Origin of the sequence: Streptomyces sp. R-74717, from assembly GCF_047305335.1 — a bacterium.
Lineage (GTDB): Bacteria > Actinomycetota > Actinomycetes > Streptomycetales > Streptomycetaceae > Streptomyces > Streptomyces atratus.
The window spans coordinates 1,291,932-1,306,088 of record NZ_CP102361.1; the positions used below are offsets into that span (position 1 = coordinate 1,291,932).

General features: G+C 68.7%; 15 protein-coding genes and 1 pseudogene. 9 read left to right on the top strand and 7 right to left on the bottom strand.

Going from position 1 to position 14,157, the window contains the following annotated elements:
- Positions 1 to 474: 474 nt before the first annotated feature.
- Positions 475 to 1,044, top strand: a complete 570-nt coding sequence (locus NRF20_RS05920) for a class I SAM-dependent methyltransferase (RefSeq protein ID WP_413752152.1) — start codon at positions 475 to 477, stop codon at positions 1,042 to 1,044.
- Positions 1,041 to 1,439 (top strand): TnsA-like heteromeric transposase endonuclease subunit, encoded by a 399-nt coding sequence (locus NRF20_RS05925; RefSeq protein ID WP_413752153.1) that lies wholly within the window; start codon positions 1,041 to 1,043, stop codon positions 1,437 to 1,439. Before NRF20_RS05920 ends, NRF20_RS05925 begins: the two co-directional genes overlap by 4 nt.
- Before the next feature lie 41 nt (positions 1,440 to 1,480).
- On the opposite strand, the pseudogene NRF20_RS05930 reads toward NRF20_RS05925, so the two are convergent.
- A pseudogene (locus NRF20_RS05930) lies at positions 1,481 to 1,884 on the bottom strand (IS6 family transposase); the annotation flags it as partial.
- Positions 1,827 to 2,177, bottom strand: coding sequence for a hypothetical protein (locus tag NRF20_RS05935; RefSeq protein WP_398635164.1), 351 nt, complete (start codon positions 2,175 to 2,177; stop codon positions 1,827 to 1,829). The gene NRF20_RS05935 and the pseudogene NRF20_RS05930, both read right to left, overlap by 58 nt.
- A 110-nt stretch (positions 2,178 to 2,287) precedes the next feature.
- Between NRF20_RS05935 and NRF20_RS05940 the strand changes: the two genes are divergently transcribed.
- Positions 2,288 to 3,538, top strand: a complete 1,251-nt coding sequence (locus NRF20_RS05940; protein WP_413752154.1) for an IS256 family transposase — start codon at positions 2,288 to 2,290, stop codon at positions 3,536 to 3,538.
- 63 nt (positions 3,539 to 3,601) lie between these two features.
- Here the strand turns inward: NRF20_RS05940 and NRF20_RS05945 are convergent, their stop codons facing one another.
- Both NRF20_RS05945 and NRF20_RS05950 read right to left on the bottom strand, forming a co-directional pair.
- Positions 3,602 to 4,264 (bottom strand): class I SAM-dependent methyltransferase, encoded by a 663-nt coding sequence (locus NRF20_RS05945; RefSeq protein ID WP_413752155.1) that lies wholly within the window; start codon positions 4,262 to 4,264, stop codon positions 3,602 to 3,604.
- Between the two features lie 298 nt (positions 4,265 to 4,562).
- The gene (locus NRF20_RS05950) at positions 4,563 to 5,156 is read right to left on the bottom strand and encodes a TetR/AcrR family transcriptional regulator (protein WP_398635165.1); all 594 of its coding nucleotides are present in this window, start codon (positions 5,154 to 5,156) and stop codon (positions 4,563 to 4,565) included.
- Between the two features lie 102 nt (positions 5,157 to 5,258).
- On the opposite strand from NRF20_RS05950, the gene NRF20_RS05955 reads away from it, so the two are divergent.
- Positions 5,259 to 5,966 (top strand): nitroreductase, encoded by a 708-nt coding sequence (locus NRF20_RS05955; protein ID WP_413752156.1) that lies wholly within the window; start codon positions 5,259 to 5,261, stop codon positions 5,964 to 5,966.
- Here NRF20_RS05955 and tcmP read toward each other — a convergent pair.
- The gene (gene tcmP / locus NRF20_RS05960) at positions 5,963 to 6,415 is read right to left on the bottom strand and encodes a three-Cys-motif partner protein TcmP (RefSeq protein ID WP_398635167.1); all 453 of its coding nucleotides are present in this window, start codon (positions 6,413 to 6,415) and stop codon (positions 5,963 to 5,965) included. The genes NRF20_RS05955 and tcmP overlap by 4 nt on opposite strands.
- A 532-nt stretch (positions 6,416 to 6,947) precedes the next feature.
- Here tcmP and NRF20_RS05965 point away from each other — a divergent pair.
- Complete coding sequence (locus tag NRF20_RS05965) at positions 6,948 to 7,238, top strand: hypothetical protein (protein ID WP_398635168.1); 291 nt, start codon at positions 6,948 to 6,950, stop codon at positions 7,236 to 7,238.
- A gap of 781 nt (positions 7,239 to 8,019) precedes the next feature.
- Positions 8,020 to 8,535 (top strand): hypothetical protein, encoded by a 516-nt coding sequence (locus NRF20_RS05970; RefSeq protein WP_398635169.1) that lies wholly within the window; start codon positions 8,020 to 8,022, stop codon positions 8,533 to 8,535.
- A gap of 319 nt (positions 8,536 to 8,854) precedes the next feature.
- On the opposite strand, the gene NRF20_RS05975 is transcribed toward NRF20_RS05970, so the two are convergent.
- Positions 8,855 to 9,472: a TetR/AcrR family transcriptional regulator gene (locus NRF20_RS05975; protein WP_398635170.1), complete on the bottom strand. Its 618-nt coding sequence runs from the start codon at positions 9,470 to 9,472 to the stop codon at positions 8,855 to 8,857.
- Positions 9,473 to 9,540: 68 nt separating this feature from the next.
- On the opposite strand from NRF20_RS05975, the gene NRF20_RS05980 reads away from it, so the two are divergent.
- Positions 9,541 to 10,875 (top strand): alpha/beta fold hydrolase, encoded by a 1,335-nt coding sequence (locus NRF20_RS05980; RefSeq protein ID WP_398635171.1) that lies wholly within the window; start codon positions 9,541 to 9,543, stop codon positions 10,873 to 10,875.
- Between the two features lie 364 nt (positions 10,876 to 11,239).
- Here NRF20_RS05980 and NRF20_RS05985 read toward each other — a convergent pair whose 3' ends face one another.
- Positions 11,240 to 12,142 (bottom strand): NAD-dependent epimerase/dehydratase family protein, encoded by a 903-nt coding sequence (locus NRF20_RS05985; protein WP_413752157.1) that lies wholly within the window; start codon positions 12,140 to 12,142, stop codon positions 11,240 to 11,242.
- On the opposite strand from NRF20_RS05985, the gene NRF20_RS05990 reads away from it, so the two are divergent.
- Positions 12,141 to 12,344 carry a hypothetical protein gene (locus tag NRF20_RS05990; protein WP_398634966.1) on the top strand — a complete coding sequence of 68 codons (204 nt, stop codon included), beginning with the start codon at positions 12,141 to 12,143 and terminating at the stop codon, positions 12,342 to 12,344. The genes NRF20_RS05985 and NRF20_RS05990 overlap by 2 nt on opposite strands.
- A 140-nt stretch (positions 12,345 to 12,484) precedes the next feature.
- Positions 12,485 to 13,726 carry an IS4 family transposase gene (locus tag NRF20_RS05995; RefSeq protein ID WP_413754530.1) on the top strand — a complete coding sequence of 414 codons (1,242 nt, stop codon included), beginning with the start codon at positions 12,485 to 12,487 and terminating at the stop codon, positions 13,724 to 13,726.
- Positions 13,727 to 14,157: the final 431 nt, after the last annotated feature.

The following is a 14,157-nucleotide window of genomic DNA, read 5'->3' on the forward strand; positions in this document are numbered from 1 at the left end:
TGAGCGATTCTCAGCGAAGGCTGGTGACCGGCAACCTTTCTCACCGATGGTTAAGCACGCAGGTCAGAGCGTCGCGCCGCCCCGGCGGAAGAGCTGGCCGCTGCGGCTCGGTCTGTGTTGCACACGCCCGCTCAGGAGCCTCTACGGGGCCTCTGGCCTGCGGTGTTCCTGCGCTCAATGTTCGGTGAGAAAGCTCAACCTTCACTGCGAGAGGTCAGGTGGTCGCGTGTGATGTGGCGAGTGCGCACGTGATCTGGCGAGAACCGTGGCGAGTTCTCATTCGATCTGGCGAGGGTTCTGGCGATCCTCTGCGCTCGCGGGGCCATACCGTGTACGGGAGAGGTATGACGCAGATAGCTGATCCTCAGTCCTTCGACCGGTTCGCCCTCGACTACGACCGCTTCGTGAGCCTGCTTCCGGGGCGAAACACCGCCTGGCTGCTCGGTCTTGGCTTGAAGGGCAAACGTGCTCTGGATGCCGGCTGCGGCTCGGGGCACGCGGTCGAGGCCCTGGCCGACGACTTTCGAGGAAGTCATCGGCCTGGACCTGAGCGGTCCCCTGATCGAGATCGCCAGGGCCAAGAGGGCGCGGCCCAACGTGCGCTACGTGGTGGAGAACCTGTTCGACCTGGAAGACGAAGGTGGCTTCGACCTGGTCTACAGCCACACGATGCTGCACCATCTGGAGGACTACCGCGCGGGTTTGGAGCACTTGAAGGGCCTCGTGAGGCCTGGCGGCACCGTCGCGCTGATCGATAACGTGTGTGATCTGTATCCGACGCCGCCGCGCAAGGCATACACCTGGCCTGCACTGTGGGGTTTCCCCGGTGAGATCCGACGCGTGGGTCTTCGCGACGCGTGGTTCCAGCTGCGCTTCTGGCACAGCCGACCTTGGCTGGCCCACCTGCTCAGCGACCACTACCTCTCGCGCGAACAGTTCCGCGAGCTCTACGGAAGCGTCTTCCCCGGGGCCCGGTTCGATGACCTCGGCTTCGCCTTGGCTATGGCCTGGACAGCTCCGCCGAACGGGGGCGAGGTCCAGTGACGCGGCTGTCGGCCGTCTCCGGGGCGGCGCCCGCCCGGGTCGAGGGCTTCGAGGTGGGTTACATGGGAGGTGACGGGGTGGAACGCCGGGTGCCGCTGGCCAGAGCCGCAGGGGTGCGGTTCGAGGACGGGTGTCCGGTACGCGAGTTCCCCTCGTACCGCGGGCAGCGGAACTACCCGGGCCTGTACTGGTCCGCGACGGTCGGCACGCACGTCGGATACGAGTCGTGGCTGGAGCGCGATCACGCGATGGTCCTCGACTTCGACCCGGCTGTGACCGCGTTGGCCTCGCAGCCGCTGTGGCTGTTCTGGGAGAACGAGCGGGGCAAGTCCGTCTCGCACGCGCCGGACTACTTCGTACGGCGTTGTCACGTTGTTGGGTGCGTGGGTGTCTGACGGTGCGTCGAGGTGTGGTGGGGCCGGGTGCCGGCCTGGGCTCAGGCCGAGGCCGGTCGGCCGATGACGCCGGTGATCTGCTCCCAGATGGTGAAGCGGATGGTCATTTCGGCTCGGTGTTCGGATGCGGTCATCAGGTGGCGTCGGGGCCGGAAGTGGGGTGAGATACCGCTGAACGCGGATAGGAACCGCTGGGCCCGCCCACGCTGCGGAAGTCCTTCATCGCCCGTTCGCGTTGCCTCGTCGGCTGGTGGCTGTTCTCGGCCCGGTTGTTCAGGCCCTTGTGCGAGCGATGCTCCACCGAGGGCATGACCTCGCGGTGAGCGGCGCCGTAGGAACGCAGCTTGTCGGTGACGACCACCCGCGGCACCCTGCCCGTCTTCGTCATCAGCCTGCGGAAGAATCGCCTGGCTGCGGCCTTGTCCCGCCGGTTCTGAACGAGGACGTGTCGGGCATGAGGTCGGCGACGGCCGTGCGGATCGCGCCGCGGCTGACGCCGTGGTCGCGGGCGAGGGCGGCGATGGAGCGGCCCTCCAGGTACGCGGTGCGCACGTTGTCGGTCGCGGCCGCCACGGCGGGGCGGCGCCCACCCTTGCTGCCCTTGGCCTCGGCGGCGCGCAGTCCGTCGTACGTCAGCTCGCGCTGGAGGTCACGCTGGAGTTCGCCGGCGGCGGCGAGGGTCTGCACCATGAACTTCACGGTGGACAGCAGTTCACCGCCCGCGGGAGCAATGCTCAAGACCTGTGGATCGACTTCGGGTTGGACGCGGAGGGCGTATCTTCCCGAATGATCCTGTGATGGTCACCGAGTAGGCCCGCGTTCGCAGCGCGGGTCGGGAAGGCACGCCCGTGCTCAGCGTAGTGAACGCCGACGGTTCGACCGAGTCCGGCTCCCTGATCGACGAGATCGTCCGCGTGGGCGCCCGGCGGATGCTCGCCGCCGCGCTGGAGGCTGAAGTCAACCAGTACATAGCCGAGTTGGCCGCGGTGACGGACGAGGCCAGGCGCCGCCTAGTGGTCCGCAACGGCCACCACCGGCCGAGGACTGTGACCACTGCCGCAGGTTCCGTCGAGGTCACAGCCCCGCGCGTGAACGACAGGCGGGTGGACGCGGCCACCGGCGAGCGGATGCGGTTCTCCTCGAAGATCCTGCCGCCGTGGTGCCGCAAGTCGCCCAAGGTCAGCGAGGTACTGCCGCTGCTCTACCTGCACGGGCTCTCCTCGGGGGACTTCGTGCCCGCGCTGGAGCAGTTCCTCGGCTCGGCGGCCGGCCTGTCGCCGGCCACCGTGACCCGGCTGACCAAGCAGTGGCAGGACGACCACGCCGCCTTCCAGCAGCGCGACCTCGCCGAGTCCGACTACGTGTACGTGTGGGCGGACGGGGTGCACCCCAAGGTCCGGCTCGGGCAGGCGCACTCCTGCGTCCTGGTGCTGATGGGCGTGCGCCTGGACGGCACCAAGGAGCTGATCGCTCTGGCCGAGGGGCTGCGTGAGTCGACCGAGTCGTGGGCGGATCTGCTGCGCGACTGCCGCCGGCGCGGCATGCGCGATCCCGAGCTGGTCGTCGGCGACGGCGCGATGGGCCTGTGGAAGGCGCTGGCCGAGGTGTTCCCGGCTGCCCGCCACCAGCGGTGCTGGGTCCACAAGGCCCGGAATATCACGAACGCGCTGCCGAAGTCCGCGCAGCCGAGCACGACGAAGGCGATGCAGGAGATCTACAACGCCGAGGACCGCGGCCACGCCGAGAAGGCGATCGAGGCTTTCGCGAAGACATACGGCGCCAAGTTTCCCAAGGCCGTCGCGAAGATCACCGACGACCGCGACGAGCTGCTGGCGTTTTACGACTTCCCGGCCGAGCACTGGATCCACCTGCGGACCACGAACCCCATCGAGTCGACCTTCTCCACCGTCAAGCTCCGCACCAAGGTCACCCGCGGCGCCGGCAGCCCCGCCGCAGCTCTCGCGATGGTGTTCAAAGTCGTCGAGTCCGCCCAGGCCCGCTGGCGGGCGATCACCGGAGCCCACCTCGTGCCCCTGGTTCGCACGGGCGCCCGGTTCGAGAGTGGCGTCCTGGTCGAAGGTTCGCGGGGCGCTGCCTGATCTTGTGGCGGCTGGTCGGATAGGGCAATTACTCAGACAGGAGTGGGGCTGCCATGACAGAGGTCAGCCGGATTGTGCAGTCTCACGCTGACGGAGCACGTCGTAGCCCACGAACTCGAACAGTCGGGTGCCGGTGTGCAGGGGTCGAGGCGTGCCGGTGAACCGGTGCACACCGACCCCGTAGCCAGCACCCGGTTCGGACAGCCACTGCAGTTCGAAACCCTGCTCGTCGAACCACTGGCAGATCATGGGCACTCGGTCGGGGGCGGCACGGTTGCGGGTCCAGATGACGGTGCCACCGGTCTTGCACAACTGGTTGCAGGCGCCGATGGTGCCCTCGATGTCGCTGTCGGTTATGTTTCCGAAGACACCGCAGACCAGAACGAGGTCCGCGGGGGTCATGTCCCGGTACTGGTCGATGAGGGAGGCGTCGCCCGTCACTACCTCGACCTGGTCCAGCTTTGCCAGGCGGGCCGTCTCCGAAGCCGCGGCGGTGTTGCAGGCGTCCAACTCGACAAGCCGCGCCCGCACCTCGTGGCGGCGCGGATGATCGGACAGGACGTGGAGGAGGTCACGACCGTCCCCGGCGCACAAGCTGATCACCTTCAGCGGCCCGGCCGGGGCATCGTCCAGGGCAGCCCGGGTCTGCGATTGAACGGTCCGCAGCCTCCGTGCCATCCAGGAGTCCGCTACGTCGTACTTGCCATGCCAGGCGTTCCAGTCCATTGCCGCACCCTACGGCTGACCACGAGCCGCAGACGATCCAATTTCGATCACCGCAGGGGCAGCCGCTGCAGCGGCGAAAAACGAGTCACAGCCCGTCAGATCGCGGCGGTCACGTCCTCCGTCATCGGGACAACCGTCGAGCGGCTATCCACAAGTCTTGACAATTACTCGCCTCCGCCGGAGCCCGACTTGGCGTTGTCTGGCCGGGCCTGTCATCGAGCAGGAAACCGTCACGCAGGTGATAGGCCCGTCGAGCGATGCCTCGGTGGACCTTTGTCCAGCGCGGCCCTCTTCCTCGTCAGTTCGTGCCCGGTAGAGCGCGTTCGAGGAGGACCTCGGCTGCTGCTCGCGCGTGGCGGCCGTAGTCCGCTTCGCCCAGGACCATGGCGCGACTGGCCGCACCGTCCGCGAGGGTGACCAGTTGTTCGGCGAGTGCGACGGGTTCCCGGCAGCCCAGCTCCCTCACCAAGGAAGTGACCAGCTCAGTCATCCGCAGTTTCTGTTCGCGGGCGTGGGAATGGACCGCGCTCTTCGGGTCGGGGAACTCCGCGGCGGCATCGATGAACGGGCATCCGCGCACCAGAGCCGCGTCCGCCGCGGGTTGGTCGAACAGTCCGAGGATCCGCTCCCTTGGGGGGATGTCCTCGCGGGTCAGCACGCTCTCCAGGGTGGCGCCCGACGACACGAGGTCCTGCAGGTGGGCGATGACCAGGTCGCTCTTGGTCCGAAAGTGCGCGTAGAGCGTGCGCTTGGACACCGGTGCTTCCTCCGCGACCTGTTCCATACCGGTCGCATTGATCCCCTGGGCCGCGAACAGCTGGGCGGCGGCAGCCAGGATGCGCTCCCGGCCCCCACGCCCCCCTCGTCGAAGTGCGCTAGTCGTCGTACCCATGAAGCAAGTATACGTAGGCGTTTACCTCGGCAGGGTCGGCTCGCTAGGATTGCCCCCAAGTAAACGCTTCCGTTTACATGCGCTGTCCCTGAGGAGTGTTCCATGAACAGGCCAGTCCCCGCCGGTCCCGCCGACCCCACCGAGCTGAGTGGCTGCGCGGAGAAGCTGATACGCGACCGTCACGCGACACGCGCGTTCCGTCCGGAGGCCGTGCCTGTGGACACGATGCGCGCGATCTTCTCCCTGGCCGGCGCCGCGCCGTCCAACTCCAATGCGCAGCCCTGGCAGGTGGAGGTGGTGAGCGGCGCGACGCGTGAGCGCCTGGCGCATGCTTTGCAGGCGGCCCACGCCGAGAAGCGCACCTCGGCGGACCTCCCGTATTCCGAGGACATGTACGCGCAGGTGCAGCAGGTTCGCCGGGCCGCATTCGGAGCCGAGCTGTACGGAGCGCTGGGCATCGACCCTGACAACCATGCGGCACGTGCGGCCTACGACGCGGAGAGCTTGCGTTTCTACGGCGCGCCACACGCGGCGTTCCTGTTCGTCAACGGTGACGGCGGGCCACGGCTGGCCGCTGACGTCGGCGGCTACATGCAGACCCTTCTCCTGGCGATGACTGCGTACGGCGTGGACAGCTGCCCGCAGGGACTGCTCAGCTTCTACGCCGACACGGTCCGAGGCGAGCTCGGCGTCACCGGAGGAAAGCCGCTCGTGGGCATCTCCTTCGGTTATGCCGATGAGACCGCGCCAGTGAACCGGGTGACGACTGGGCGCGCCGCGCTCGAGGCGACCACGGCCTTCCACGACTAGTCGTGCGGGTGATCGTGCTGGGGGTGGCAGGTAGCTGTACCGGGGTGGATCTTGCGGAGCCGTACGTCGAGCTGTCGTACGTGGACGCCTTGCGTGGGCGTCGCGCCGTGGTGCACCCTCGCGTCCACGCCCAGGGCGCGGTAGTGGGCAGCAACCAGGTCCAGACGAGCAACGGAATCGGGTTTCTGCTCCACGAAGAAGCAGTTCCATAACAGCGCGTTCTTCTCCAGGTGATGAGCGGCCACCTGCATCGCGATCTCCGCAGAGCCGCGGTCGCCGCTCTCGTACCGCCCTTCGCCCGCATAGCCGTCGAGGTACACGACCTGGTGCCGACCACGCGAGCCGGTCATCCCGCCGAAGCGGGGAATGTACTGGCCCAGCAGCTTGTGCTTGAGAACGCTCGGCAGCGCCTGTGAAGCCCAATAATCCTTGTCCGTGCCCGTTGCCATGGCTTTCTCCCCACCCCAGAATCCACTGTGATAACCGATATTGAGGTAAGCGTCACGCACCGTAAAGAGGGCGGCAGGCCGTGCCGGCTTTCCCGGGAACACGGGCCGTAGGCACGTTGGGCGGCCGCGGCTTGGGCACCCTGGAGCAGATGCACGAGCGGGCCCGACACAGGCGCCGTCGGCCGACGCGCCAGCCAGGCCCGCGCGTTCAAGCGGCTCGCCGACGAACGAGCCGGCCGCGTCCAGCCAACAGCGTGACCGCAGCCAGGAGGTACAGCGCTCACCTCTTGCTCGACATCATGACGCCAGCCGAAGCACGGGAGTGAGTCGCAGCCCGGCGGCGTGGGGGCTCGGACTATCGGCTGTACAGGGTGTGCCGCCCAGAAGTGCCTACGGGCTCGTGGCGCGTGTTCAGGCGCCGGTTTCCGTCTCGCTGATGGCGGCGTTGAGGTTGGGACGGTCGTCCTGCGTGGACCGGCAGGTGGGCCGACGCGCTACGCGGTCGCGGTCAGGTTGAGTTCGTGTCAGCGAGATGACCGGCTTCGACCTGGTCCGGGTCCCGCTGGTCGCCCGCACGATCCGCGGTCTGCAACTGCCAACGGGTGCAGTGATCGGCGTTGCCCGGATCACCAGCTGCCACCAAGACCCCGACAGATCCGAACCGTGCAGCCCCTGGGCACAGGTCGGCGAGCACCACCTGGTGCTCGCCGACGTCCAGGCCCTCGCCCTGCCCATTCTCACTGGCGGGCAGCTCGGTCCCTGGAAGCCGTCGCCGGACCTGGTCGCCCGAGTGCTGCAGCAGCTGCCCCACCTGCGGCCATGACCACCGCGGGCGCCACCCCGTACCCGCGAGGCCCGAGCCATCCGTTGCGCCGGTCCAACTCCTGGACTGGCGCAACGGACGCATTTCGCCTGGCCCGCGCCCTACGCGCTGTGCCGCAAGGCCACGCCTGACACCACGGCAATGCCCCGAGGAGATCCGTTCCGTCACCAGCCATGTGGCCAGCCAGACACCCCGGGGCGCACCCCACCCTTCCACGTCCAATGCGCCCCTCACCACGCACTCCCCCTACACGTCCACCATCACGAAGCGGCCGCCCTGCCGGCGGCCGCTTCGTCTGTCCGGCCCGGGGCGGCCGCCGGCCACGAGCCCGGCCGCCCCGGATGCCACCACCCCGCTACCCGCCGTCGCGGCCCGCAACGTCGACGCCTTCCACGAACCCACGGCACGGCCCACCACTGCCGCTCTTCGCTCACCCAGGAGACCCTGTGACGACCATCACCGCTGATCTTTTCCCCACCTCACCGCTGGCGCTTCGTACCGCCGACCCCGCCAAACAAGCCCGGGTCAGGCTGTTCGCGGCTGAACAGGCCACGGCCGCCGCCACCGTCCGGGACATCCTCCTGAAGACCTGGCGGCCCGCGCCACAGGCCGGCTCGGCACCGGGATCGCCTACAGCGCCGAGCGGTTCCGGACCCCCATCACGGCCAGCACCACCAACTACGACCGGCTCGGCCCGGTAGGCCGGCTGCGTGACGGGGCGACGTGGGACGGCCCGTCACACACCTACCGAGGCGGCACGGCAACACCCGCCTACGACGCGATGGCCACCTACGGAAAGGAGGCCGCCGCGAGGTTCGCCTCAGAGGACATCGAGGGAGACGTGCTCCAGAACTGGGTCGAACTCCCCGACGGGCGCCGGGTGGCCGGCAACCGCATCATCCGCGGCGAGGCCGCCCACACCATTGGCGCGGAACTCGCGGCACGAGTCGCCGCCCGCGGCCTGGACGTCTCACGCATGGAGACCGGCGGCGATCCCATGTACACAGCGACCCCGGACCCCGCCAACAGCGACACCCTTTTCGCCGCCGCGCTGCAAATCCTCGCCGACCCCGACCTCACCCCTGCCGACTTCGTGACCGCCCGGTACCTGCTGTTCCAGGCACCGCGCACCAAAAAGGGCTCCGACGCCGTCAACCGGACCTTCACCGTCGCAGCCGGAGCCGCACTCCTCGGTCACCACGCGCCCGCCCTGCCCGCAGACATAGACCTGCGCTGCTACGTACTCGGCCAGCACACCGCCACCCGCCTCACCCACGACCAGGAGCCCACCCGATGAAGCGACTGGCCCAGCTGTTCCGCCGATCCGGCCACGCGCCCGGCGCCCCCTCCCCCGAGGACCAGGCCGTCGTCGACGCGTTCCGCGCGATGCTCGCCGCCCTCCGCACCCCGGAGCCCTGGACGCCCGGCCGCTGCCAGGACATCGCCGTGCGAGTCGGCCCCTTCATGACGCTGCGATGGCCAAGCTCAACAGCCTCAAACGGGCTCCGACCGATGGTCGGCCGCAGCTGGTGGACCTTGGCATGCCGGTCTTCACCGACCACGCACCCCCGCCCCGGCAGGGACCGGGAGGGTCCGGATACCGGCCCTGATCCTTGTCAAAGAGCGAGTTCGGCTTGGCGAAGACTGCGGAACACCTCCGCGGTCGTCCATCCGCGCAGCGTGGCGTGAATCGACGAGCGGAATGCGGCCTCGGCCGTGGCGGCGTCGAGGGCCCCGGCCAGTTCGAGAGTCACAAGCCCGTGCAGGGCGGCCCAGATCGACAGGGCGATCGACGTTGCTTCGCCGACGAGGACGGACGCCGTCAAGGCGCGATCGATCGCCGCGAGGAGCGGACGGATCGGGTCACTGGCACCGGCCTCCCCCGACGGGTCGAAGGACTGCACACCACCGAACAGCACCGTGTACAGGTGGCTGTGTCCGCGCCCCCAACGACGGTAGGCGACGGCCAGCGCGTAGAGGTCGGCGAGAGGGTCCACGGAGGTCTGCACCGCCGACAGGTCCTGGAACAGGCCGGTGACGGCTCTGTCGCGCACTGCACCGATCAGCCCGTCCTTACCACCGAACAAGGAGTACACCGCCGTCGTCGACGCCTCGGCAGCAGCGGCCACGGCGCGGACCGTGACTGACTCTCGCGGACGGGTGGCGAGCATCTCGGTCGCGCACTCCACAAGCCGCTCTTTGACGACCTCGTCGTTTGTTCTCGGCCTACCCACGGCCAGCAGCCTACCCCCTCTGATAACGTCGTTTTGAAACAGCGTTCTGAAACTGTCGGAGGTCCGCCGTGCCCACGTCCGCCATACGCCTCGTCCGCTTCACCGGACGCTTACTGCTGGCCCTGGCCGCCGTCGCGACGTTGGTCGTCGCCTTTCTCGCACTGATCGCCCTCACAGACGGGGCAGGCTCGGGGCTCGCCGCATGGTTAACGGCCCTCGGGGCCGGGACTGTCCTCGCCATGTGGCGGGGCCGGCACCGCACCTGGCCGGCGCGGCTCGTGCCGTTCCTGCCGGTAGTCGTCGCGGCGGCGTTGACAGCGACGATCTGCATCCCGACAGTGCCGACGGCCCGGCGGTACCCGCCCGCCCTACCCTTCGTGGCCACGCAGCACTGGAGCCTGGCCACAGGCAGCCGGGTAGCGGTGTACCACTACCCGCCCGCGCACCCCGGCACCCGGCACCCCATCCCGCTCGTGTCTCTCAACGGCGGACCGGTCCGCGACATCTCGGTGCTCGACCACCGGTTCCTGCAACTCCTGGCACGCCAGGGCTACGACGTCTACGCCTACGAACAGGCCGGTGGCGGACGAAGCGACCTGCTCCCCATGGGCCAGTACGCGATCTCCAGGTCGGTCCGCGACCTCGCCGCCTTCGTCGACCGCCTGAACAAGGGCAAGGTCGACATCCTCGGATTCTCCTCAGGCGGGGCCGTGCTCACCCGAGCCCTGGCCGACCCGAGCGTCGCCGCACGCTTGCACCGGGCGATCATCGCCGAGCCCGGCCCCATGGACGGCCCCACCGCACACATCACCGGGCACAAAGGCCGAGAATCCGCGCGCGGCCTCGCGCCGGCCATGACCGGGCCGCGATCGACGCACGTCCCCCGGTACGCCGTGGCATTCGGCCTCATGCGACTCGGAATCCTCACCCCCGACACCGGACTGATCGGACAGGCCGAAGGCGACAATGCCTTCACCGCCGCCGACCTCGGCAGCGACACCGCATCCGCCTACTGCGCGCGCGACGCGCACCGCATCCCTGCCGAGGACACCGCAGAGAACTTCTCCTTCAGCCCCGCCGCCAGCCTCCGCATCCAGCAGACGGTCAAGGACTCACCCTCCATCGCCTCGCAACTGAGGCAGTCCCGGACCCCCGCGATGCTGATGATCGCCGAGTGCTCCTCCCAGGTCCGTCAATGGGCGACCGCCATCCTTGCCAATGACCCCGCCATCCAACGCACGCAGTACGTGCCCGGAGTCGGACACCACATGTGGAACGGCCTCGACGACAACAACGACCGGGCCGCCGCCGTCATCGCTGCGTTCCTTCAGGACAAGCCAGCACCCCTGCCGAACTCCCCGACCCGCGACGAGATCCCTACCTTCCTGCGCGACCACAAATGAAGTCGCTTCAGCCCGTCACCGGCAACGGCGGGCGAACCCTCGAAGCCGTCCGGGCCCTGCGCCGAGTACAGCCAAGGACGACCTCTTAGTCCGGAAAAGGGCATCCGGTCTCACCGAACTGCTTGCCCGAGAACTCCACGACCGCGGCCGCCAGATCCACGTCGAACACCTCCACGTCCATCTGCCGCGCGTGCTCAAGGCGGCCGACACCAGCACCGGAGCGAGCGCATGACCACCACAGCCCTGTACGAGATCGAGACCAGCGAAGCCGACGACGGCACCACGCAGCCGGCCGAACAGCTCTGGACCCCCTGCGCCGACGACGCCGCCGACAACGGGTTCATCGCCCACCAGGGCCTGTTCGTCACCGGGATCGACGACCCCACCGACGACCACCGTCGCGCTGGGCGGCGAAACCGGTCCGCCAGGTCGGCCACTCGGGCTGCCAACCCCGGCTGCGGGCAAGCGTGTTGAGGGCGCCGCGCTCCCACTCCTGCCGACCCGCCACCGGGGCGGGTGCGGGCAGGCCAAGGGCTTCGGCCAGGGCCGGAAGCCACTCGCGGGCGGGGGCGGGCTCATCGTCCACGATGTTGACCGGTCCGCTTGGCCAGTCGAGCGCGGCCAGCGCCGCGCCTGCCGCGTCGGCGACGTGGACGAAGGAGCTCACCGCATCGTTCGCCACGGTGCTCCCCAGGAAGGGCGCCGACCGTTCGCCCGCCAGGGCCGCCGCGACAGCGCCGCCCGGTGCGTACCAGGTGCCGGGCCCGTACAGCAGGCCGTAGCGCAGCAAGACCGCTGTCTCCAACTCGGCTGCCGTCTCCTCCAGGGCCCTGACGGCGGCCACCATCCGGGCTCGAGGTTGAGCAGCCGTGCTGTCGAGCGGTACCACCTCCTCGGCCGGGCCTTCGCCCGGCGCGTACGTCCAGGAAATCGACTGTGCGACGATCCGGCCGACCCCAGCCGCCTTCGCAGCCTCCACCAGGTTCCGGGTACCCTCTCGGCGCATTCGGCCGTTGGCGGCCCCGTCCGCGCCGGAGAGGTCGGTGAGCTGGTGGATCACTGCCTCCGGTGCTGCCGCGCAGACCGCGCGCCGCAGTCTGTCCGCGTCGAGCGCGTCCGCCTGGACTCCCGTCGCTCCGAGGCTTCTGATCCGCTCGATCCCGGCCAGGGTCCGTGAGGTCCCGGTGACCTCGTGCCCAGCCGCAACCAGCATCGGGACGAGCAGACTGCCGACAGCGCCGGTGGCGCCAGCGACGAAGACACGCATGAAGACTCCAGTCCCAGAGGGGGCGGCGGTGCGAGCTCAGCCTAGATCGGAAGCGACCCAAGCCTCGGAGACCCTGACCCACGGGCCCGACCCGCTCCACCTCGCCGAGGTGTTCGGGCTCGACGAGAAGACCGCGATGCGCTACGCGGACTCCGCACGCGCCCTGCTGGAGCAGACAGCCGAGGCAGACCCTGCGGGTTGACCGCGAACCCGCGGGTGCATCCCCAAGAATCGGGACACCGCACCCTCGGGTTCGCGTGAAGAACCTTCAGTTTCCGCGAACTCGCGGGCCTCTAGGCCCAATACCGGTGACTTTGAGGGTGTCGGTTCGTTGTGTTGAGTGTGCCAAGGCCGGGACAGGTGAAGTCGGTCGGGGGCGAGCGGTTTTCGGATCGCATCGCTCTCGGAGTGTTAACGCGCACGTTTACGCCGGATCTGGTGGACGAGGTGGTGGCGGAGTGCGGGCGTGTTGAGCAGCGCCAGCGGCTGCTTCCGGCTCGGGTGGTGGTGTATTTCGTGCTGGCGATGTGCCTGTTTTCGGGGCAGGGGTATGAGGAGGTCGGGCGTCTTCTCACGCAGGGTCTGGAGCGCCAGGGCCGCTGGGCAAAGGGGTGGCGGGTGCCTACGAGCGGAGCGATTGGGCGGGCGCGGCTGCGGCTGGGGCCGGAGGTGTTGAAGGCGTTGTTCGCCCGGGTGTGTCGGCCGGTGGCGGTCCCGGGGTCGCGTGGCGCGTGGTTTCGGGGGCTGCGGTTGGTTGCTGTGGACGGGACGACGTTCGATCTGCCGGACACGGTGGCGAATGCCGGGTCTTTCGGGCGTCCGGGGACAGGTCGTGGTCAGGGCAGGAGTGCGTATCCGCAGGCCAGGGTTGCGGCTCTGGTCGAGTGCGGCACTCATGCGGTCTTTGCTGCCGAGGTCGGTCCGCTGGCGGTGCACGAGACCGTGCTGGCCGGGCGCCTGTTCTCTTCGTTGACCGGGGGGATGCTGCTGATGGCCGACCGCGGGTTCCTCGGATTCGACCTGTGGCGGGCCGCCGCGGCAACCGGCGCCGACCTGCTCTGGCGGGTCAAGAGCAACGCGGTGCTGCCTGTGGTGAAGTCGCTGCCCGATGGTTCCTACCTGTCGGAGATCGTCGCCGCCCGTGACAGGAACCGGCGGGCCGACCCGGCCCGGGTCCGCGTCATCGAGTACACCCTTGGCCCACGCGGGAAGGACGGCACCGTCTACCGGCTGGTCACCACCCTCCTCGACCCGGACACTGCGCCGGCGGCGGAACTTGCCGCGCTCTACGCCGAACGCTGGGAGATCGAGACCACGCTGGACGAGATCAAGACCCACCTGGGCGGGCCACGGCTGGTCTTGCGCTCCCAGCACCCGGCCGGGGCCGAGCAGGAGATCTTCGCGTTCCTCCTCGTTCACCATGCCGTGCGGGACCTCATGCACGGAGCCGCACGACAGGAGGGACACGATCCGGACCGGATCTCTTTCACGCGCGCCGTGCGCGTTGTCCGCCGCCAGGTCACCGCCCAGGCGGGTTTTTCCCCCCTCCCGACTCACGCGGGCCCTCGCACAGACTCTGCTTGAAATCGGTCAACGGCTCCTGGAACCAAGGCGGTTACGCTCCAATCCCCGTGTCATCAAACGCAAGATGTCCAACTGGGCCCTCAAACGCACCGAACACAACAACCAGCCCAGGCTGGACACCCCAGTCATCACCCTCGTCGGACCCACCAAACCAGCCCCGACCTCCCGGAAAAAGACCTAAATCACCGGTATTGCCTCTAGGCCCTGTTCTCCCGAAGCTACGGCGAAGTGACAAGTAGCTCTCTGTAATCAGAGTGACGCTTGGCCAGGAAGAGCGGGGCGGGGCCCAGGTACTTCTCCGATTCGGCCGGGGAGGGCTGCTGAGGGTCCGTCATGGGCCCGGCCTTTCGCATAATGCGAGTCTCAGAAGGGGGTCTGCCCCGCTTTTGAGTGAGAACGGGTTGTGTGAACGAATCCGGGATCGGCGGCGG

Coding starts and splice junctions, on each gene's coding strand:
- NRF20_RS05920 (WP_413752152.1), top strand. CDS start 475: ATGCCGGCTGCGGCTCGGGGCACGCGGTCGAGGCCCTGGCCGACGACT.
- NRF20_RS05945 (WP_413752155.1), bottom strand. CDS start 4,264: ATGGACTGGAACGCCTGGCATGGCAAGTACGACGTAGCGGACTCCTGG.
- NRF20_RS05950 (WP_398635165.1), bottom strand. CDS start 5,156: ATGGGTACGACGACTAGCGCACTTCGACGAGGGGGGCGTGGGGGCCGG.
- NRF20_RS05955 (WP_413752156.1), top strand. CDS start 5,259: ATGAACAGGCCAGTCCCCGCCGGTCCCGCCGACCCCACCGAGCTGAGT.
- tcmP (WP_398635167.1), bottom strand. CDS start 6,415: ATGGCAACGGGCACGGACAAGGATTATTGGGCTTCACAGGCGCTGCCG.
- NRF20_RS05965 (WP_398635168.1), top strand. CDS start 6,948: ATGACCGGCTTCGACCTGGTCCGGGTCCCGCTGGTCGCCCGCACGATC.
- NRF20_RS05970 (WP_398635169.1), top strand. CDS start 8,020: ATGGCCACCTACGGAAAGGAGGCCGCCGCGAGGTTCGCCTCAGAGGAC.
- NRF20_RS05990 (WP_398634966.1), top strand. CDS start 12,141: ATGAAGACTCCAGTCCCAGAGGGGGCGGCGGTGCGAGCTCAGCCTAGA.
- NRF20_RS05985 (WP_413752157.1), bottom strand. CDS start 12,142: ATGCGTGTCTTCGTCGCTGGCGCCACCGGCGCTGTCGGCAGTCTGCTC.